The sequence below is a fragment of the Peribacillus sp. FSL E2-0218 genome, assembly GCF_037992945.1.
Lineage (GTDB): Bacteria > Bacillota > Bacilli > Bacillales > DSM-1321 > Peribacillus > Peribacillus simplex_B.
Genome location: NZ_CP150304.1, coordinates 2,804,689 through 2,823,745, shown reverse-complemented (window position 1 = coordinate 2,823,745; position 19,057 = coordinate 2,804,689). Strand labels below are relative to the sequence as shown.

Here is a 19,057-nt window from a genome sequence, read left to right as displayed (position 1 = left end):
TATGAAAATCACGGACTTGTTAAAATTGGATACAATCATCATCGATCTTCAAAGTGCTACAAAGCAAGCTGTCATTGATGAATTGTCAGGGAAGCTAGCCGAGGCTGACCGATTGAATGATGTGGAGGCATTCAAAGCCGCCATCCTAAAACGTGAAAAACAAAGCACGACAGGAATTGGAGAAGGAATTGCGATCCCTCACGCTAAAACGAGCGCCGTGAAGATACCTGCCATCTGTTTCGGTAGATCTATGAACGGTGTCGATTACGAATCGCTTGATGGCATGCCTGCACATTTGTTCTTTATGATAGCAGCAAGCGACGGAGCGAATGCGGATCACTTGGAAACCTTATCACGCCTTTCTTCCTTATTGATGGATGAACAGTTCAGGGCCCGCTTGATCTCCGCATCCTCCGGTGAGGAGATCATTGAAATCATCAACCATAAAGAAATGGAAGCCGATGCAGAAGAAGAGGAAGAGCTGCATTCGAGCAATAGTGAAAGCGGTACAAAAAACGGCAAGGTCCTCGCTGTTACAGCGTGCCCGACAGGGATTGCCCATACCTATATGGCAGCCGATGCGCTCAAGGCGAAAGCGAAGGAAATGGGTATCGACTTCAAAGTGGAAACAAATGGCTCAACAGGAATCAAGAATGCTTTGACCGCTGCAGAAATTGCAGAGGCGGATGCGATCATCGTAGCCGCTGATAAACAGGTGGAGATGGATCGTTTTAATGGGAAGCATGTGATAATCGTTCCGGTTGCCCAAGGAATCCGGAAGACCGAAGAACTGTTGACTAGAGCCGTGAAACAGGATGCGCCTGTTTACAAAGGAACTGGCCATGATAAAAGAGACGAAGCGGACTCAACTAAAAGCGGTCTGGGCATTTACAAACACTTAATGAATGGGGTAAGTAATATGCTCCCATTTGTAGTAGGTGGCGGTATCTTGGTTGCGCTTTCTTTCTTTTTTGGAATCGAGGCCGCTGATCCGACAAATCCGGAGTATAATCCGATTGCCAAAGCATTGAGCGATATCGGAGGGGGAACGAGCGGTGCCTTCTTCCTGCTTGTTCCTGTACTTGCCGGCTTCATCGCTTCCAGTATTGCCGATCGACCAGGCTTTGCCCCTGGTATGGTTGGGGGGCTATTGGCTGCACAGGCCAATGCCGGTTTTCTTGGCGGACTGATTGCCGGTTTCCTTGCTGGTTATGTCGTCTTGCTATTGAAGAAATTGTTTTCAAAGTTACCTCATACCCTTGAGGGAATAAAGCCTGTACTGCTTTATCCTGTTTTTGGGATGTTAATTACCGGATTGATCATGATTTTTCTCATCAATGAACCAGTGACGGCCATTAATCAAGGCTTGACCAATTGGCTCCAAGGATTATCTGGCACGAATGCAATATTCCTTGGGTTGATCCTTGGGGGCATGATGGCAGTGGATATGGGCGGCCCCCTTAATAAAGCGGCTTTCACTTTTGGCATTGCGGCTATCGAAGCTTCAAGTTTTGGACCGCATGCCGCAGTAATGGCCGGCGGAATGGTCCCGCCACTCGGAATTGCTTTGGCGACAACGTTCTTCAAAAGCAAATTCAGTGAAATGGAACGGAAATCAGGCTTTACCAACTACTTTATGGGCGCTTCATTCATTACAGAAGGAGCGATCCCTTTTGCGGCAGCGGATCCACTGCGCGTCATCGTCAGCAGTGTAATCGGTTCAGCGACTGCGGGGGCACTGTCAATGGCTTTTCATGTAACACTGCCTGCACCCCATGGAGGAATATTCGTCGTTCCGCTTGTTAATCATCCACTTCTCTATTTGCTGGCCATATTAATAGGCTCTCTCATCACGGCTTTACTATTGGGTGTATGGAAAAAGAAACAGCTATGAATAAAAAGGACGGGTCCAATTAAATTGGACCCGTCTTTTGGATGTTAAAAAGCTTTTGTTATTTCATCGCGCTAGGCATATTTATAAAGTCCTTGCTTTTCTTACATGGGCATTCCGGGGAAACTTCTTTCATGTCTGCCTGCCAGCCATTCAAGAAAGCTTAACATACAGTGTTTTCTTCACACCCCTTTCTTTAATGAAAAAAGACTTGCTAACAGAAATCGTATATATGAATACGATTACTGACCAAATGAAATTCCCGGTAAAAGGGGGGTGATTATTGTAGAATGAAAGAACACAACTTATCATTCCAAATCCAAAAGAGTATAAAATCATTAACCAAAATCCCCATTTTCTTAAGCTCATATAACCATATATGACGATCAGTGAAAATATCGCCAATGTGATCCTGAATGATCGTTCCGGGAAGAGAGGTAAACCGAATCGCTCCGCCACACTAACATCATTAGCATTTGCATCGAAGAATAGTGCCGTGGCAATCAATACAACCGCGCCAAACAAATAAAAATAGCTGATCAACGTTACGCCTAAAGGTCTTTTCATTTATTCACCTGCTTTATATTTTTTCGAAGGATTCCACGGAATCTGATTGTCTTATGAAAATCCTCACACCATTATGGATTTTTCTTGGGTCCGGATTGGACACCAACATTATTTCCATTCCAAAATTTCGATCCGGTTTCCGAAGGGATCTGCTACATAAATGCGGTCTGCTCCAGGTAGCCTCTCATCTTCAATAAACGATATATCGTTTTGGTTTAAATGCTGTTTCAGTCCTGAAAGATTTTCAATTTCAAGCGCTGGATGGGCCTTTCGGGCAGGAATGAATGGTTCCTCTATCCCGATATGTATGTTGACCGAACCCGCTTCGAACCATACTCCCCCGTTCACTTTAAGGCTCGCGGGCTTTTCGACTTCCCTCAGCTTTAGAATGCCATGATAAAACTTCCTTGATATGTCCTCGCTGCCCTTGGGGGATGCTAATTGGAAATGATCGATCGATTTAAATTGGAATTCCATTATTCTACACTCTCCTTATTCATTATATTTCCAATTTTAAAACGAAAACTACAATAAGGAAAGCTTAATTAATCTATCGGAATCGATAAGCAGGCTTTATCGCCTAATCGAAGACAAAGGCATAAGTTTTACGCTACTGGGTATAGAAATAAAAAGAAAAAAAGGAGTGAACGTGAATGCTGAAGAAATATACGTTAAAAACGACAAAAAGGGATGATATGATCGATGTTTCAAACGATGTGCAGGCTTTCATTTCTGAATGCGGGATTCAAGAGGGCATAGCGCTCATTTATTGCCCGCATACGACGGCTGGAATCACGATCAACGAGAATGCCGATCCGGATGTCAAGAAGGATATGCTTAGAAGGTTGGACGAGCAATATCCTTGGGATCATACACTGGACTTACATATGGAAGGAAATACGGCGGCACATTTGAAATCAAGTACGGTCGGTTCTTCACAGCAGGTGATCATTCATGGAGGGAATTTGATTCTTGGTACATGGCAGGGTGTGTTTTTTTGTGAATTCGACGGACCGAGAGATAGACACTATTTCATTAAATTGGATGTTTACAGGTGAATTGGGAAAATGGAGGATAAAAAATGGAAGATGTTCGAATCGTGGGTAAAAGAGTTAGTTTACGAAATGTGAAGGAAGCCGATTTCAAATGCTTATGGAGCTTGAAATATGGGGAAGTTAGCCCGGAATGGAAGAAGTGGGATGCACCGTATTTTCCTTTGGAGCTCGTTGATTTCACTACGTTTATCGACAAAGAAACGAAGATGAAAGCGTTCGATGAAAAAATAGGGGCTTATTCAGAGCTTCTGCTTGAAATCGATGATCAAATAATAGGTTCCATTGTTTATTACTGGGAACACCAACCTTCACGTTGGCTTGAAATCGGAATTACGATTTTCGATCCAACGTATTGGAATGGAGGCTATGGAACGGAAGCGTTGATTCTGTACATAAGCTACTTGTTTGAAAATATTGAGATCGAAAGGGTTGGGCTGACCACCTGGTCAGGCAATCCGCGTATGATGGCTGTTGGGGAAAAGGCAGGTATGCAAATTGAAGGCAGGATGAGAAAATGCCGTTATCATGATGGCGTTTACTATGATTCAATCAGAATGGGACTATTACGTGAAGAATGGGAATCAAATAAGTCCGTGTAATTTTTTCCTTGATTTCCTTGGAAAAAATTTAGCGCTGTTTTCTCTTATATGGTCTGTTATCCTTGGTAGATGCTTAACAAGGAGGTTACAAGATGAAATTATCAGCAATAATAGCCGTGATAATGACTCTAAGCGTCATCGCTATAGGAATCGTTTTTCCTAAAGGAACGACCAGTAAAGCTTCTGATGGAGCAACCAAGCATGTCATCAAACAAGGCGAATCGATATGGGACATTGCCAAGCAGTATGGTGTACCGATCGCGAAGTTGAAAGAAGCCAACCATAATGTCAACAATGTTGCCGAACCTGGTAAAAAATTGATCATTCCACATGTAATGAGTGAAAAAGATAAAGAATTATTAGCAAGGCTTGTGCATGCAGAAGCCAAAGGGGAACCGTACAGAGGTAAGGTGGAAGTCGCAGGTGTAGTATTGAATCGTTTGGACAGTGATGAATTTCCCGATACTGTAAGGGAAGTGATTTACCAAAAAAATCAGTTCTCTCCTGTCGGTGATGGCAGTATCAACCGACCTGCCGGAAAAGACGCCAAGAAGGCCGTTAATGAAGCGTTGGCCATTCATGGCTACACAAATGATGCCTTGTATTTTTGGAATCCAAGCATCTCGGACAGCAAATGGATGAAAAAATTGGAGGTCATCAAAGTCATCGGCGGCCATCATTTTGCCATTTAAAAGAATTGACCTTGAGTAAACCGGCTCAACCCATCATGGGAGGCCGGTTTTTTATTGCCATGAAGCATGTTACTCGATAGTAGCCCACATCTCGCGTGGGTTCAGTTCATAAATACCGTTTTCCCTATACATGATGCTGCCGATGATGAACTCACGTCTTATCGTTGCGTGATCATCATGAAAGGAGTGAATGAACGCATTCAGTTCTTTTTCCTCATATTTACGGCCGCTTTCCAAGAGGCTTGCCATATGATAAAGAACGATCAATTTCTTCTTCCTCTGGGCTGGGATGGTTTTTAATCGGCTATCTGCCGTTAGGAAATTTTCAAGGATCTTTTTATGATCTCCTGACAGTTTTTCATTGTCCATTTTATTGGATTCCCCCTCATTAGAAATCATTTCAGGTAATGCTCGTGAATAATGCTGAAGCACATCATCATTCAAATAATAATATACCGAATTTTTTTCCCGCCGATCTCTCACTAAATTGACCTCTTTCAATTTCGTCAAATGGTGTGAAATGGTAGGGGCTGTCAGGTTCAACATGCCTGCAAGTGCCTGACCGCGTTTTGGACCATTTGCGAGAATGGATATAATCCGTATCCTCGTCACATCCCCCATTGTTTTATGGAATGCGATCAATTTTTCAATTTGCACATGGATTCCTCCTGATTAGATTATTGTCTAATTAGATACTAATCTAATCAATTTATGATTTCAAGTTAATATTCACTTTTCTACATGGCTTTTACTTAACTGATGTATAATAAAGATATGAAAAATGTTAATGGAAGAGTTAGGAGCTGTAACATGGCCAATACACATGTGTATACAAGAAAAGAAGAAGTGGTCAATGCGATAACTCATGGAATCGGTGCGTTATTAAGCATTGCCGCCCTAGTGTTCTTGATCATTTTCTCTGCCCAGGAAGGACCGGCTTGGCATGTCGTCGTTTCAGTCATCTATGGCGTCTCCATGCTTATTTTATATATTTCATCTACTTTGGTTCATAGCTTTCCGGAGGGGAAAACAAAAGATATCTTTGAAATCTTCGATCATTCAGCGATTTACCTATTCATTGCAGGAACATACACACCCATCATGCTGATTGTGGTTCAAGGATCCCTAGGTTGGACGTTGCTGGGAATCATTTGGGGAGTCGCAATCATCGGCGTCGTCTTCAAGGCGTTCTATGTGAAAAAGTTCTTATTCCTTTCAACGATCCTTTATATCGCCATGGGATGGATGATCGTTATTGTATGGGGCCCTCTTACTGCAACGATGCCTTCTGCCGGCATCCAGTTGCTGATTGCAGGGGGACTGCTTTATACGTTTGGCGCGATCTTCTATGTATGGCGCGGTTTTCCCTTCCACCACGCCGTTTGGCATGTATTCGTTCTTGGGGGCTCGGTCACACACTTTTTTGCTGTATTGTTTTATATCCTTCCACTATGAGTCATTCTGACTTTCCTTTAATTTGGCCTACCTTTGGAAATCTAAAAGGTTTTTGGTTTTAAAAGACTTCTTTTAGGAAATAGATAAGGTATACAACTTGCTAAGGAGGAATTGACAATGAAAAAACAATTGAAAGTATTATCAGTCCCGTTTGCGGCCATGCTAGTTTTGGCTGGGTGTGGGGAAGACAAGGACGAAGTGAAAAATCCACCGGTGCAGGAAAATGAAAACCAAGCAGACACGAATACTGAAACGGGAACGGATAATAATAATGAAAAGCTACCATTCACATTCAAGGATTTCCAATTGGAAGTCGACTATCCAGGCAATGATAACGACTATGAAGCGGAATATGATACTACAGGGGCCCAAACGGAAGCTTCAATTGAAGATGAAGCGAACAAACACAAAGTTCTTGGTGATGAAGCCATGAAAGAGTTGACTCCTATGTTAGAAAAATTGACCTTCACGAAAGATTCCACAGATGAAGAAGTCATTCAAGAAGTGACTAAAGTGTTTAATGTGAAGGATGGCTATGAAGAGTTGGATTTAGAGGTCGTTTTTGATGATGGCACGAAAAAAGAGTATAAAGCGAATAATAAATAACAGGAAGAAAACCTAATAAAACCTATCCTTCATAAATGTGAATGCTTGCTTATATTTCCTCAATGGTTGTCAAAATGCCTACCGTATAGTAGAATGGGTACGGTTAGCAAAGGGGATCATATATAATTGCAAATTTCGGACTTATGGGGATAGGGCCGCAATGGACACTAAAAAAAAGATTCTTATCTAAGAGTCTTTTTTTTTTGAGGTTACGGTAAAAAAAGAAGGAAGGGTACCGATAAACGGCCCCTTCCTTCTTGCTTTGCCCCGATTTGATCTCAACGGGAAAGTGTCGCATTGTTTTTTGGAAGCATGTTGGCCGACGCTAACCTGGAACGAATCGTAATTCCAAGCCAAGATGCAAGGAAAGCCTTCAGGACCCCGACAATGATGAATGGAGCAAAACCGCTGGCAAATGCCACTGTCCAAGATAGCGAACTCATATACTTCAACCAAACCGTTCCGATTATCAAAGTAAGGATCATTCCGATTATATTTGCAAGGAAGGCCATTGGTACAGTGAAGCGGGTTTTTTCCAATATTAGGCCAGTTATATAAACTGTAGGAATATAGGATAATAAATAACCGCCAGTTGGACCGAATATTTTGGCTAGACCGCCGGACATTTCGGCGAAGACCGGCACTCCTGCCGCTCCAATGAATAAATATAGCAATACGGAAGAAGTTCCGTAACGCGACCCAAGGATGGTCGCTGCCAGTCCCACAGCCAGTGTCTGGCCTGTAATTGGTACCAATGGAAGAGGGATCGTAATTTGTGCGAGGATCCCGATAAGTGCTGCAAACAAAGCTGTAACCATCATCATTCTTAACTTCTCATGACTTTCCTTCATCGTGCTTCCTCCTATTGTAAACCTATTGATTTTAAAGTTAACATATATAGAATTTTAATATGTTCCGCAAGCACTGTCAATAACAATATGCATCGTGGAACCTCAGGCAAGCAGAAAATGCTCAACTAGTCCGGAAATAAGCTTGGAAAAATATCTCCAAGCTCCTTTTGTGATTGAAATTCTTATGTAGGCCAACGAAATCGCAGCAGTGGTGGTGCACAAGCTTCGGGAGTACCGTTCAACAGGGCAGTATGATAGATGTCAAATACTAAGTAAATGCAAGGTATTTTCTAGTTTAGTAGAACGACCCTTCTTTTCTCCAACCCATGAATCAGTGTTTTCAACTGGTTCATGCTCCACCATTAGATGTAATCTATTCATGTTTTGAACTTCATTTTCAAAAAAGGAAACAACAAGCTGTTGAGGAAGGTAATCTTCATCGATGCTATAGCTTGTCTTCAAAAGAAATGGCAGTCATCGGAATAAAGGGGATTTCCATTATTTCCCCTGAAATAAATACACCAAATGCTTGCGACTGTCGGGTCGATGAATCTTTTATAAAACCTGGAGTAACGAAAAATGGATGAAATCTTCTAAAGGTGGGAGAAAAATGAAACTTTTTTGATCTGTTGTCCGTATTAAAGGTATGCAAAATAATTGGAGGGGATTATAAAATAGAACATATTCATGAATAGGTAGCAAACTGTCATTCAGGAACGGAAAAGCGGCCTGGAAAATCAAATTTAAAGGATGAAAAAGATGGAGTTATTTGGAGTTCCATTAGAGACAATCTATTTATATGGGTTAATTATATTCGGGGGGCTAACATTCTTATTTATTTTGTTTAATGATATATTCTCTGGTCTCGAATTGCCCGATATATTTAATCCGACACTCATTTTCAGTTTTTTAACGGTCTTTTTTGCAAGTGGTTTTTTGCTTGAATCGGTTACAGGACTGAATAGTGTGATGATTGCCGTGATTTCCCTGCTAATTTCACTTTCGATCGTCACCCTGTTGAACGTATTTGTGTTGATTCCCATTTCATCAGCGGAGGAAAGCTTAACCTTTCATGACAACGATTTGAGAGGCAGGGTCGGCAGGGTCCTGACATCAGTCCCCGTTAATGGATTTGGGGAGGTATTGATCGAAAGCATCAGTGGAAGCATTGCGAAGACTGCGGCCAGTTATAAGAATGAAGAAATTGTTTCGGATACAAAAGTCTTGATCATCGAAGTGAAAAACGGGGTAATCTATGTTATGCCCCACGAGAATGAATAACGGGTAGGAGGTCTTTTATGTTTAGTTTAATTTGGATTGTTGTTGCCATTGTGGCATTTTTATTGATCGCACTTATTGCTGTTTTTGTGACGAAATACCGTACTGCCGGCCCTGATGAGGCATTGATTGTGACCGGAAGCTATTTGGGAAGCAAAAATGTTCATGTTGACGAATCGGGAAATAAAATAAAGATTGTCCGCGGCGGGGGTGCTTTCGTGCTGCCTGTGTTCCAGCAAGCGGAACCATTAAGCTTGCTATCTAGCAAACTTGAGGTCTCGACCCCAGAGGTATATACGGAACAGGGCGTTCCTGTCATGGCGGATGGTGTCTCTATTATCAAGATTGGCGGTTCGATCACGGACATTGCCACAGCGGCTGAACAGTTTCTCGGTAAATCGAAAGATGACCGTGAACAAGAGGCACGCGAGGTGTTGGAGGGTCATCTTCGTTCCATCCTTGGTTCGATGACTGTCGAGGAAATTTATAAAAACCGTGAAAAGTTTTCCCAGGAAGTGCAAAGGGTGGCCTCGCAGGATTTAGCCAAAATGGGGCTCATTATCGTATCGTTCACGATTAAAGATGTCCGCGATAAAAACGGATACCTGGAATCCCTTGGTAAGCCAAGGATCGCCCAAGTGAAGCGGGATGCCGATATCGCTACGGCTGAAGCAGAGAAGGAAACGCGGATCAAGCGGGCCGAAGCATCGAAGGAAGCCCAGCGCGCCGAGCTTGAAAGGGCGACTGAAATAGCCGAAGCCGAAAAAATCAACAAACTGAAGGTAGCGGAATTCAGGCGTGAGCAGGATATTGCCAAAGCCCGTGCTGACCAAGCTTACGATCTGGAAACCGCCCGTTCCAAACAGGATGTAACCGAGCAGGAAATGCAAATCAGGATCATCGAACGGCAAAAGCAAATCGAGCTGGAGGAAAAAGAGATCCTTCGCCGTGAAAAGCAATATGATTCCGAAGTGAAGAAGAAGGCGGATGCCGACCGTTATGCAGTCGAGCAGGCTGCCTCCGCAAATAAAATGAAGCAGATAACGGAAGCGGATGCGGATAAATATAAAATCGAAGCCATGGCACAAGCGGAAGCGGAACGCGTTCGTATGGACGGTCTTGCAAAAGCGGACGCACAAAGGGCACAGGGTACGTCCGAAGCGGAAATCATCCGCTTGAAAGGGGTGGCAGAGGCGGAGGCCAAGCAGAAGATCGCCGAAGCCTTCGAACAGTTCGGTCAGGCTGCCGTCATGGACATGATTCTGAAAATGCTGCCGGAGTACGCCAAACAAGTTGCAAGCCCGCTTAGCAATATCGACAAAATTACTGTCGTGGATACAGGCGGAAGCGGTGCAAGCGGTGGGGCCAATAAAGTGACGGGCTATGCAACGAATTTAATGGCCACATTGCAGGAGTCACTAAAGGCATCTTCAGGCATTGATGTCAAAGACTTGCTTGAGAATTTCTCGGGGAAGCGCAATATATCATTAGCGGCCATCAAACAAGAAAATCCTGAAGTGAACATGGATATGGTAGCAGGCAAGGAAGAGTAACCGGAGGAAATAAAAAGGTATCGGAGTGAGGATCATTCCGATACCTTTTTATATTGTTTTGGCAAAGAGACGCTAAGGTTATACAAGATGTTGATGCAATCAAGCGTCTTAACAAAATCCGTTACAAGGCTTTCAAGAACATGACAAAAGTGAGAGAACCAGAAGGTGAATTTTTTCGTATGCTGCTGAACTTAAGCTCACTGGAGTTACTGATACTCGAAGCACTAAAGCAAAACTCTCGGTAATGATACGTAAGACCGTATCTCCAGCTTTGGCCGATCCATAACGATTAACGAAGCTGCTGAATCAAGTAAAACGACATACAGCTATGACATCACAAATTTGGTGGATTTTTATTTGGGGACAAGGAAAAGGGTAATGGTGTTCAAAAGAGAATTAAAAATTTTAACTGGTTCTAGTGTTAAAAATTTCAGCCAAACCCACATACACTCACCGTATCGCTGTTTAATGTGTTCTCATGCTGTTACTTCATTTTAAATCTTTTGTACAAGTGTGCACAATAGCACTTAATGTAAGAAGAAATTATCTCCTAAGTAATGAATAAGCTCATAGATGTTCAGAAAAGACAAAGATATACAGGTACCCATTTTTTAAAAAGCAATATGATGTCTTTGAAGGAGTGAAGACTATGCCATGGCAACAAAAAATTAATTTTTTAATTGGTCAGCCTGTTGGAATTTCATTAGCAAATGGACAAGGCACATCAGGTGTATTGTGTGGTACATCTGACAATAAGCTTCTTGTCATTGAATATTTGTATCAAGCTCAATTTGCCTTAAAACAATATGATTTTCATATGATTCAGGATATAAATGGATTTCCTCCTTGTCAGAACCCAGAACCGTTATATTAATGAAATGTCCCACTATAGAGTGTAGTATGTGTCAACTCTAACCTTAGTCCTATGAACCAACGGGTGAGTTAGCTGTAGATCGGAGCGGCCTTAAGGCAGCTTTTCTTATGCACCATCGAGGCTGGATAGATCAGCTCTTTTTCTTTATATGGTAAAGGAAAGGAATGGTCAGACAGGCAGGTTATTTTAATACTCCACTGTAAAAGGTTTAGTGGAATAAAGGGTGAAAAGAATGCCATATTTCTCACTTTACTTAAACTAAGGATTCTTTTGTATATTCAAGGACATGAATGCATGCTTTTTTTCATACTCTATTTTTAGAGGTGAGAAAATGGCAAGAGTAGCTTACCGAAGTGCAGACGTTGATTTAATGGCAAGAATGATGAGGGCGGAGGCTGAAGGCGAAGGAAACCAAGGGATGCTATATGTTGGAAATGTGATTGTTAACCGTGTTGTTGCGGACTGTACGGACTTTAATGAATTGAAAACAGTTCGTGATGTCATTTTTCACGTACAGGGAGGCAATTACTCATTTGAAGCTGTTCAAAAAGGTAATGTATTTTATCAAAGACCGAGAGAATCTGAAAGAAGGTTAGCAAGGAGAAATTTGGATTCTTGGAGAGAGCACCCAGCGAAATTTGCTCTTTGGTACTTTAATCCATACGGTCCATGCCCTTCAACCTGGTATAACCAACCCTTTACTGGTCAATTTAAACAACATTGTTTTTATGAACCAGCACCTGGAACATGTGCGAGTGTTTATATCGGCTAGTGAAAGTAGGACCATTAAAAATGGTCCTTTCAGACTGTAGACAAACTCGATGAAAATCGAGTTTGTCTATTTTTATGGCCTGTACAATTTAGACGTTGATTTCCACTCCAGGCACTCGCTTTCCGCGGGCGGTCGGGGAGCCTCCTCGGCTTTGCCTGCGGGGTCTCCCCTAGACGCGCTTTTCCCGCAGGAGTCTCGTACCTTCCGTTCCAATCAACTTTGTCTTACCTTTTAGATAGAACACTTTTGACTGGAGTCATTTTTGTTTTAAAATTGAAGGATTAAAACTTGAGGTGATGAGGATGCTTTCTAAACATGATTCTATTCAGCGAGATCAACTTGAAATGATTACTTTAGATCAACTGGTGCCACCGAACCATTTGGTTCGTAAAATGGAGGCTGCCATTGACTTCACTTTCATTTATGACTTGGTGAAAGATATGTACTCAGAGGTAGGACGCCCAAGTATTGATCCAGTTATTTTAGTTAAACTGACTTTCATTCAATATACCTTCGGTATTCGTTCCATGCGTAAAACGATTGAAGAAGTTGAAACCAATATGGCTTACCGTTGGTTCTTAGGCTATGGTTTCCATGATAAAGTACCTCATTTCTCTACGTTCGGAAAAAATTATGAGCGACGCTTTAAAGATACAGACCTGTTTGAACAGATTTTCTGTCGCATTTTAATGACAGCTGCTAATAAAAAGGTAATAAGTGTAGAACACGTTTTCGTGGATTCCACACATGTGAAAGCCAGTGCGAATAAACGGAAATTTGAAAAGAAAATCGTTCGTAAAGAAACACGAGCGTATCAAGGACGTCTTCAAGAAGAAATCAATCAAGATCGTGAAAACCATGGAAAGAAGCCTTTTCCACCAGATAAATTTGATAAGGAAGAAACCAAAGCAATTAAAGAAAGTACTACGGATCCTGAGAGTGGCTACTATGTGAAAGATGAACGAACAAAACAGTTTGCCTATTCATTCCATGCGGCCGCAGACGGCAACGGTTTTGTATTGGGAACGATTGTAACACCTGGTAATACACATGACAGTCATATTTTGGAGCCACTTGTTGAGCAAGTGATTGAGAAAGTTGGAAAACCAGAAGCAGTTGCCGCAGATGCAGCTTATAAAACACCAGCGATTACAAGCTACCTATTTAACAAAGAAATCACACCTGCTTTACCCTATACACGTCCTCGTACAAAAGAAGGATTCTTTCGCAAACATGACTATGTTTACGATGAACACTTTGATTGTTACCTTTGCCCTTCGGGAGAAACTTTAAAGTACTCAACAACAAATAAAGAGGGCTATCGCGAGTACAAATCGCCCAAACAAATTTGTGCAACATGCTCATTTTTATCACGGTGTACGGAAAGCAAAGACCATCAAAAAGTAGTGACACGGCATATCTGGCAAGCATATGTGGAAGAAGCAGATCATCTGCGTCATCATCAAGAGGTAAAACCTATATATGCGAAACGCAAAGAAACGATTGAGCGTGTATTCGCAGATGCAAAAGAAAAGCATGGTATGCGTTGGACTACTTTAAGGGGACTTAAAAAATTGTCGATGCAGGCGATGCTTACTTTCGCTGCCATGAATTTAAAGAAGATGGCCACTTGGACATGGCAAGGTCCTAAAATGGCTTAACATAGTGGCTCGAAGAGCCCAAATCTCGTAACCTTTGGTCAAAATTTCAAAGGAATTTCAAAAGGGGTTCGGAATTTTTTAATTCCGAACCCCTTTTGTCTACAAACTGGTAGGACCATTAAAAATGGTCCTTTTTTTGGTAGTTCAGCATGATTATTGGTCCGCGAAACAATCAATCCAAACAAATGTTTACCACGATAAAATGCTAAAGGAGACAGACGTTTCGATTCTTTATGGATTGAACTTGCGCTGCATTGAATGAGAATAAAATTCAAGATATTTCCTCAAACTAAAGTGAATAAACTTTAAGGGTGAAATTGAATGAGTAAAAAAGATTTGCAGGAAACCATTCAAGAAAATATTAGCGATCTAAAGAAAACATTTCATCATACATCTGATCTTACCGTTAGAAAGATAAAAACGGGCTTCAAGAGTTCTGTCGAAATCAACATTGTCTATTTGGATGGAATTATTGATACAGACCTCATACAGGAATATGTTGTCAAACCATTATTGGAGCCTTTCAAGACTGTAAAGTGTAATGAATTACTTACTGATCAAATTAATGAAAGATTGATTGAAGCTGCTGATGTGAAAACCACGACTCAGTACATAGACGTAATAGAAGCTATCGTAAAAGGAAATACCATTATATTGATTAATGGCCATCGAAAAGGAATTATCGTACCATCAGCCAATTGGAAGGAAAGAAGCCTTGAAGAATCACTAGGGGAACGTTCTCAAATGGGTCCCATTGTTGGTCTGACAGAACAAATGAAAACAAATATTAATATGTTAAGAAGTACCATTAAAACTCCTGATTTCTGTGTAGAACCAATGGAATTTGGAACATTCTCGAAAACAGCCGTTTCAATATTATTTATAGAAGGGATTGTGGATAAAGGAATTTTAAAAGAAGTACGAAAGAGGCTAAAAAGCCTAAAAATAAAATATTTGCTAAATTCAAAAGTTGTGGAAGATGTATTGGAAGGAAAACCAAGAACCATTTTCAATTTAGCAAGAACTTCAGGACGAATTGATGGAGTTGTATCCTCATTATATGAAGGAAAAGTAGCAATTATAGTGGATGGTTTCCCTAGTGCAATTATTGCACCTACACTTTTTATGGATTTATTACAGGCGCCGGATGAGTATCACGTAAAAGCGGGTCGCTTTTCAAATCGATTAATAAGAATGATTTGCTTTTTCTTAGCTGTATACCTACCTGGTGTTTATATCGCGATAGCAAATTTTCATAAAGGAGATTTAACTAATAAAATTTCGAAGGCACTCATAACTAAAAATGAGTTATTACCAACCTTTTGGGAAATAGCTCTTCTCTTATTTATCATAAGAATCTTATTGGATGCATCTTATCGTATTCCGAAGGCTTCAGTGATTTTGCTTTCCTTGATCGGAACTATCGTAATAGGCGAAACAGCTGTTACGGCAAAACTAATTCATCCACTTAGTCTCATAATCGTAGGTATAACGACTATTTCTAGTTTTCTACTCGCCAACAGAGGAATGCTAGCTGCTGAAAGTACTTTAAGACCGCTTTTTTTGATTATTGCTTATTTTTATGGATTTAATGGATTAATCATTGCTGCAACAATTAAAATAATATATATGGCAAGACTTAAATCTTTAGGTGTTCCCTATCTTTCGCCTTTGCTTCCGTTTAGGATACAGGAATGGAAAGATACAATATATAGGGGAGATTTACAGACACTAATTAATAGCAAACACACTTATCCTGAGGAGAATGATTGATTCATTTATTCGTTATTTTGGTTCAAGCTTGCAAACCTTTTGCTGTGGTGAAAAAGAATTCAAGACAATTGCAGCGATTCTCCATTCTACGAAAAACCTCGTTGAAATTCAGCGAGGTTTAGGCTTATACATATGTTCTGATTTGTTTACTCCCACTATTGAATCGTGACAGTTCATTGTTATGACAAGAAATCTCCCAAGTCCATCCCCATAAAAAGAGCCCCAGTATCACTCTCCTCAAAAGGATTAACTTGCAATCACTTCAAAAAATTTAGTGAAATCGGTTATGATTCCATCGCTTCCTAGTTGTTTTTCTTCGAATAACGAGCGATTTTTACCGAATGGATCGATGGCGATGATCTTGCCGATTCCTGCTTTCTTCGCTGCTGTAAGTCCCGAAAAAGCATCTTCAATTACTAAGCATTCAATTGGTATAAGCCCTAATTTCTTCGCCGCAATAATGAATATATCCGGTTCCGGCTTGCCAGGGAAGCTCCCGTCATCAAAGGTCACTTTGTCAAAATCAAACCACTGGTCCAATTGAAAAATATCAAAGTAAAATTGAACATTTTCCTTTACCGTAGCGGTCGCAATGGTGATGGGCATTCCTGAAGCTTTCAGCTGATTTAACATGTCCGCGAGGCCATTGGTCAGCTTTAGTTCATCCTTGTTCTTCAGACATAATTCCCTGTAGTAGGCTTCTTTTTCAAAAGACATCTTTTCGATTTGCGCATTTGTCAACTCTTTTGAGATAAAATGGGTAAGGATTTCCTTATTCGTTCTTCCATGAATGTTAAGCAAAATATCTGTATCCGATATGGCCTTAGGGGAATATTTCTTTACCATGTAAAACCATGCCTCTTCGTGAATATGCGAATCTAGAAACATGGTGCCATTAAAATCAAAAATAATTCCTTTCAATGAACTACCCCTACCTTTTCTATTCATTTTTTTCTGCGATTTTGATATCTACATATTGCTCGTAATGGGCTAGGACATCCTTCACAACGTTATCATCAGTAATCAAATAATCCATATCATGTAAATCATAGAAAACGTAAAAATCTTCTCGATTGAATTTTTTATTGTCTACTAACAAAAATTTGGTTCGAGAATTATTCAGCGCAATTTGATGTGCTTCTCCTTCTTCGACACTATAAGTAGAGATTTCATCATTATGAATGCCATTTGCACTAATGAAAGCCTTCGTGAAATTGAATTTTTGCAAAGTATTATTGGCAATAGGCCCAACGAAAGCACCAGTGTTTTTTCTATAGTCGCCGCCAATCAGGATAATATCTGCCGCTTCGCAATGCGTTAAAATATTGAATACAGGATAGTTATTCGTAATAATCCTGATTCGTTTGTTCAATAGATATTTGGCTAAAAGTTCAATTGTAGTACCTGGTCCGAGAAAAACCGTATCGCCGTCTTCTACATACGATGCAGCCAGCTCTGCAATTTTACCTTTTGCTTCTACTTGAACACCAAGTTTTTCATGATGTGATAACTCTCGATCTATTGAGTGGGAAATACTCTGAGCACCGCCATGGATGCGAACGATTTTTCCGGCTTTGTCAAGTTCCTCTAGATCTCTTCTAACTGTCATATCGGAAACATCCAGTTCATCCATGATCTCATTCACCGTAATGATTCCTTTGGAGTTAACGATATCGATGATCTTTAATAACCGTTCTTTTTTTAACACATCTAATCACCTCAACTTTAAACACAATTTATCATAGAAGAGAAACATAGGTCAATAAAAAAACAAAAACAAACATTTATAAAGAGCGCTAAACGATCCTGTTCATATCGTGATAAACAGTGATTAACCTAATAATCAATCGCTTACATTTTTTGAAAAATCTATTGACAATCATTTTGTATACGCTTACGATAAACAAAAGTTAACAAAAACAAACATTTTTTAACTAGCTTGTATAAACTTTCATTAGGGGGATTCAAGTCATGCTGAAATTACCAAGTGATTTTATTTTAGGCGGTGCCACAGCAGCGTATCAAGCAGAAGGTGCAACAAAAGAAGGCGGAAAAGGACCTGTTGCTTGGGATGAATTTCTAGAAAAGCAAGGAAGATTCAGTCCTGATCCTGCAAGTGATTTTTATCATCAATACCCGGAAGATATAAAGTTATGTAAAAAATTTGGCATAAATGGCATTCGCCTTTCCATTGCTTGGACAAGAATTTTTCCAAATGGCTCAGGAGAAGTCAATCAGGAAGGCGTCGATTTCTATCATGATGTTTTCGCAGAATGCCAAAAACATAACGTCGTTCCTTTTGTTACGCTCCATCATTTCGATACACCAAAAGAATTATTCGATAAAGGTGATTTTTTAAATCGTGAAACACTAGAAGCTTTTGTTGACTATGCAGAGTTTTGTTTTAATGAATTTACCGAAGTTAAAAATTGGAGTACGTTTAATGAAATCTATCCCGTTGCGACAAACCAGTATTTACTCGGTGTGTTTCCTCCATCTATCAAAAGCGACTTCACAAAGATCATTCAATGCTTACATAATATGATGGTGGCGCATGCAATGACGGTTAACTTATTCAAGGAAAATAACTATCCTGGTGAAATTGGCGTCGTCCACTCGTTGGAAACAAAATACCCTGCCAGTGACTCAGAAGAAGACCGTCATGCCTGTTTCCTGGATGACGCGTTATCAGTCAGGTTTCTCCTTGATGCCACTTACCTCGGTTATTATTCGGAGAAAACCATGCTTGCACTGGATGAGATCTGTCAGGCAAATGGTGCGAAATACGAGTTTTTGGACAGTGATTTTGAAATCATGAAAAAAGCTTCAACACGAAATGATTATCTCGGCATCAATCATTATCAATGCCATTTCGTTAAAGCATACGACGGAGAAACCATGATTCATCATAATGGCACCGGCGACAAAGGAACCTCGGTTTATAAAGTAAAAGGGATTGGTGAAAGGATTTACAAAGAAGGACTGAAAAGAACGGATTGGGACTGGCTCATCTATCCTGAAGGAATGTATGACATTCTCATCCGTATTAAACAAGATTATCCAGATTATAACAAAATATACATTACGGAAAATGGCATGGGCTATAAAGATGAATTCGATGACGGAATCATCATGGACAAACCAAGAATGGAATATTTAAAAGTTTATTTGGAAGCCATTAGTAAAGCTATCACTGATGGTGTCAATGTAAAAGGGTATTTTTTATGGTCCTTAATGGATTTATTTTCTTGGACAAACGGTTATAACAAACGTTATGGTCTTTTCTACGTCGATTTTGAAACCCAAAAACGATATCCGAAAGAATCCGCCTACTGGTACAAGCTTGTAAGTGAAACGAAAACGATCGTTTAATTTTCACGCATGATGGAAAGAGTCTCTTTTCATCATGCGTTGCCAAAAAATATGAAAT

The 19,057-nt window shown here is 40.5% G+C and carries 19 protein-coding genes; 13 read left to right on the top strand and 6 right to left on the bottom strand.

Translation table 11 applies throughout. From position 1 onward, the window contains the following. Position 1: 1 nt before the first annotated feature. Positions 2 to 1,894, top strand: a complete 1,893-nt coding sequence (locus MHI53_RS13530) for a fructose-specific PTS transporter subunit EIIC (protein WP_340371515.1) — start codon at positions 2 to 4, stop codon at positions 1,892 to 1,894. 150 nt (positions 1,895 to 2,044) lie between these two features. Here MHI53_RS13530 and MHI53_RS13525 read toward each other — a convergent pair whose 3' ends face one another. Further along, positions 2,045 to 2,458 carry a hypothetical protein gene (locus MHI53_RS13525; RefSeq protein ID WP_340371514.1) on the bottom strand — a complete coding sequence of 138 codons (414 nt, stop codon included), beginning with the start codon at positions 2,456 to 2,458 and terminating at the stop codon, positions 2,045 to 2,047. Between the two features lie 108 nt (positions 2,459 to 2,566). Next, entirely contained in the window at positions 2,567 to 2,935 is a 369-nt protein-coding gene (locus tag MHI53_RS13520) for a glyoxalase (protein WP_061140487.1), read from the bottom strand. A gap of 176 nt (positions 2,936 to 3,111) precedes the next feature. Between MHI53_RS13520 and MHI53_RS13515 the strand changes: the two genes are divergently transcribed. From MHI53_RS13515 to MHI53_RS13505, 3 genes are all read left to right on the top strand, one after another. After that, positions 3,112 to 3,516: a secondary thiamine-phosphate synthase enzyme YjbQ gene (locus tag MHI53_RS13515; RefSeq protein WP_340371513.1), complete on the top strand. Its 405-nt coding sequence runs from the start codon at positions 3,112 to 3,114 to the stop codon at positions 3,514 to 3,516. A gap of 23 nt (positions 3,517 to 3,539) precedes the next feature. Beyond that, positions 3,540 to 4,112, top strand: coding sequence for a GNAT family protein (locus MHI53_RS13510; protein WP_061140489.1), 573 nt, complete (start codon positions 3,540 to 3,542; stop codon positions 4,110 to 4,112). Between the two features lie 92 nt (positions 4,113 to 4,204). Then, a complete protein-coding gene (locus MHI53_RS13505) occupies positions 4,205 to 4,804 on the top strand; it encodes a cell wall hydrolase (RefSeq protein WP_061140490.1) in 600 nt (199 codons plus the stop codon). A gap of 69 nt (positions 4,805 to 4,873) precedes the next feature. Here the strand turns inward: MHI53_RS13505 and MHI53_RS13500 are convergent, their stop codons facing one another. Continuing rightward, positions 4,874 to 5,461, bottom strand: coding sequence for a metalloregulator ArsR/SmtB family transcription factor (locus MHI53_RS13500; protein WP_340371512.1), 588 nt, complete (start codon positions 5,459 to 5,461; stop codon positions 4,874 to 4,876). A gap of 153 nt (positions 5,462 to 5,614) precedes the next feature. Between MHI53_RS13500 and MHI53_RS13495 the strand changes: the two genes are divergently transcribed. Further along, on the top strand, positions 5,615 to 6,259 hold the full coding sequence (locus MHI53_RS13495) for a hemolysin III family protein (RefSeq protein WP_340371511.1): 645 nt from the start codon (positions 5,615 to 5,617) through the stop codon (positions 6,257 to 6,259). Between the two features lie 117 nt (positions 6,260 to 6,376). Then, entirely contained in the window at positions 6,377 to 6,865 is a 489-nt protein-coding gene (locus MHI53_RS13490; RefSeq protein WP_061140493.1) for a YusW family protein, read from the top strand. Positions 6,866 to 7,143: 278 nt separating this feature from the next. Here the strand turns inward: MHI53_RS13490 and MHI53_RS13485 are convergent, their stop codons facing one another. Beyond that, a complete protein-coding gene (locus MHI53_RS13485; RefSeq protein ID WP_061140494.1) occupies positions 7,144 to 7,716 on the bottom strand; it encodes a biotin transporter BioY in 573 nt (190 codons plus the stop codon). Positions 7,717 to 8,475: 759 nt separating this feature from the next. On the opposite strand from MHI53_RS13485, the gene MHI53_RS13480 reads away from it, so the two are divergent. The 6 genes from MHI53_RS13480 (at position 8,476) to MHI53_RS13455 (ending at position 15,627) form a co-directional block, all read left to right on the top strand. Further along, positions 8,476 to 8,997 (top strand): NfeD family protein, encoded by a 522-nt coding sequence (locus tag MHI53_RS13480; RefSeq protein WP_061140495.1) that lies wholly within the window; start codon positions 8,476 to 8,478, stop codon positions 8,995 to 8,997. A gap of 17 nt (positions 8,998 to 9,014) precedes the next feature. Next, positions 9,015 to 10,547, top strand: coding sequence for a flotillin family protein (locus MHI53_RS13475; protein WP_340371510.1), 1,533 nt, complete (start codon positions 9,015 to 9,017; stop codon positions 10,545 to 10,547). A 649-nt stretch (positions 10,548 to 11,196) separates the two neighbouring features. Then, positions 11,197 to 11,421 (top strand): hypothetical protein, encoded by a 225-nt coding sequence (locus tag MHI53_RS13470; RefSeq protein ID WP_061140498.1) that lies wholly within the window; start codon positions 11,197 to 11,199, stop codon positions 11,419 to 11,421. 331 nt (positions 11,422 to 11,752) lie between these two features. Continuing rightward, positions 11,753 to 12,193 (top strand): cell wall hydrolase, encoded by a 441-nt coding sequence (locus MHI53_RS13465; protein WP_061140499.1) that lies wholly within the window; start codon positions 11,753 to 11,755, stop codon positions 12,191 to 12,193. Positions 12,194 to 12,495: 302 nt separating this feature from the next. Further along, positions 12,496 to 13,854, top strand: a complete 1,359-nt coding sequence (locus tag MHI53_RS13460) for an IS1182 family transposase (protein ID WP_340371509.1) — start codon at positions 12,496 to 12,498, stop codon at positions 13,852 to 13,854. 321 nt (positions 13,855 to 14,175) lie between these two features. After that, positions 14,176 to 15,627, top strand: a complete 1,452-nt coding sequence (locus MHI53_RS13455; protein ID WP_340371508.1) for a spore germination protein — start codon at positions 14,176 to 14,178, stop codon at positions 15,625 to 15,627. 246 nt (positions 15,628 to 15,873) lie between these two features. On the opposite strand, the gene MHI53_RS13450 is transcribed toward MHI53_RS13455, so the two are convergent. Together MHI53_RS13450 and MHI53_RS13445 are read right to left on the bottom strand one after the other, a co-directional pair. Next, a complete protein-coding gene (locus tag MHI53_RS13450) occupies positions 15,874 to 16,548 on the bottom strand; it encodes an HAD family phosphatase (RefSeq protein ID WP_061140349.1) in 675 nt (224 codons plus the stop codon). 19 nt (positions 16,549 to 16,567) lie between these two features. After that, positions 16,568 to 17,335, bottom strand: a complete 768-nt coding sequence (locus MHI53_RS13445; protein WP_061140348.1) for a DeoR/GlpR family DNA-binding transcription regulator — start codon at positions 17,333 to 17,335, stop codon at positions 16,568 to 16,570. Positions 17,336 to 17,598: 263 nt separating this feature from the next. Here MHI53_RS13445 and lacG point away from each other — a divergent pair, with 263 nt between their 5' ends. Further along, entirely contained in the window at positions 17,599 to 18,999 is a 1,401-nt protein-coding gene (lacG, locus tag MHI53_RS13440; protein ID WP_061140347.1) for a 6-phospho-beta-galactosidase, read from the top strand. Positions 19,000 to 19,057 lie beyond the last annotated feature (58 nt).

What these genes read in the sequence shown, in the direction of transcription:
- MHI53_RS13520 (WP_061140487.1), bottom strand. Translation starts at nt 2,935, where the DNA reads ATGGAATTCCAATTTAAATCGATCGATCATTTCCAATTAGCATCCCCC.
- MHI53_RS13465 (WP_061140499.1), top strand. Translation starts at nt 11,753, where the DNA reads ATGGCAAGAGTAGCTTACCGAAGTGCAGACGTTGATTTAATGGCAAGA.
- lacG (WP_061140347.1), top strand. Translation starts at nt 17,599, where the DNA reads ATGCTGAAATTACCAAGTGATTTTATTTTAGGCGGTGCCACAGCAGCG.
- MHI53_RS13510 (WP_061140489.1), top strand. Translation starts at nt 3,540, where the DNA reads ATGGAAGATGTTCGAATCGTGGGTAAAAGAGTTAGTTTACGAAATGTG.
- MHI53_RS13460 (WP_340371509.1), top strand. Translation starts at nt 12,496, where the DNA reads ATGCTTTCTAAACATGATTCTATTCAGCGAGATCAACTTGAAATGATT.
- MHI53_RS13530 (WP_340371515.1), top strand. Translation starts at nt 2, where the DNA reads ATGAAAATCACGGACTTGTTAAAATTGGATACAATCATCATCGATCTT.
- MHI53_RS13470 (WP_061140498.1), top strand. Translation starts at nt 11,197, where the DNA reads ATGCCATGGCAACAAAAAATTAATTTTTTAATTGGTCAGCCTGTTGGA.
- MHI53_RS13475 (WP_340371510.1), top strand. Translation starts at nt 9,015, where the DNA reads ATGTTTAGTTTAATTTGGATTGTTGTTGCCATTGTGGCATTTTTATTG.
- MHI53_RS13525 (WP_340371514.1), bottom strand. Translation starts at nt 2,458, where the DNA reads ATGAAAAGACCTTTAGGCGTAACGTTGATCAGCTATTTTTATTTGTTT.
- MHI53_RS13455 (WP_340371508.1), top strand. Translation starts at nt 14,176, where the DNA reads ATGAGTAAAAAAGATTTGCAGGAAACCATTCAAGAAAATATTAGCGAT.
- MHI53_RS13505 (WP_061140490.1), top strand. Translation starts at nt 4,205, where the DNA reads ATGAAATTATCAGCAATAATAGCCGTGATAATGACTCTAAGCGTCATC.
- MHI53_RS13480 (WP_061140495.1), top strand. Translation starts at nt 8,476, where the DNA reads ATGGAGTTATTTGGAGTTCCATTAGAGACAATCTATTTATATGGGTTA.
- MHI53_RS13490 (WP_061140493.1), top strand. Translation starts at nt 6,377, where the DNA reads ATGAAAAAACAATTGAAAGTATTATCAGTCCCGTTTGCGGCCATGCTA.
- MHI53_RS13515 (WP_340371513.1), top strand. Translation starts at nt 3,112, where the DNA reads ATGCTGAAGAAATATACGTTAAAAACGACAAAAAGGGATGATATGATC.
- MHI53_RS13495 (WP_340371511.1), top strand. Translation starts at nt 5,615, where the DNA reads ATGGCCAATACACATGTGTATACAAGAAAAGAAGAAGTGGTCAATGCG.
- MHI53_RS13485 (WP_061140494.1), bottom strand. Translation starts at nt 7,716, where the DNA reads ATGAAGGAAAGTCATGAGAAGTTAAGAATGATGATGGTTACAGCTTTG.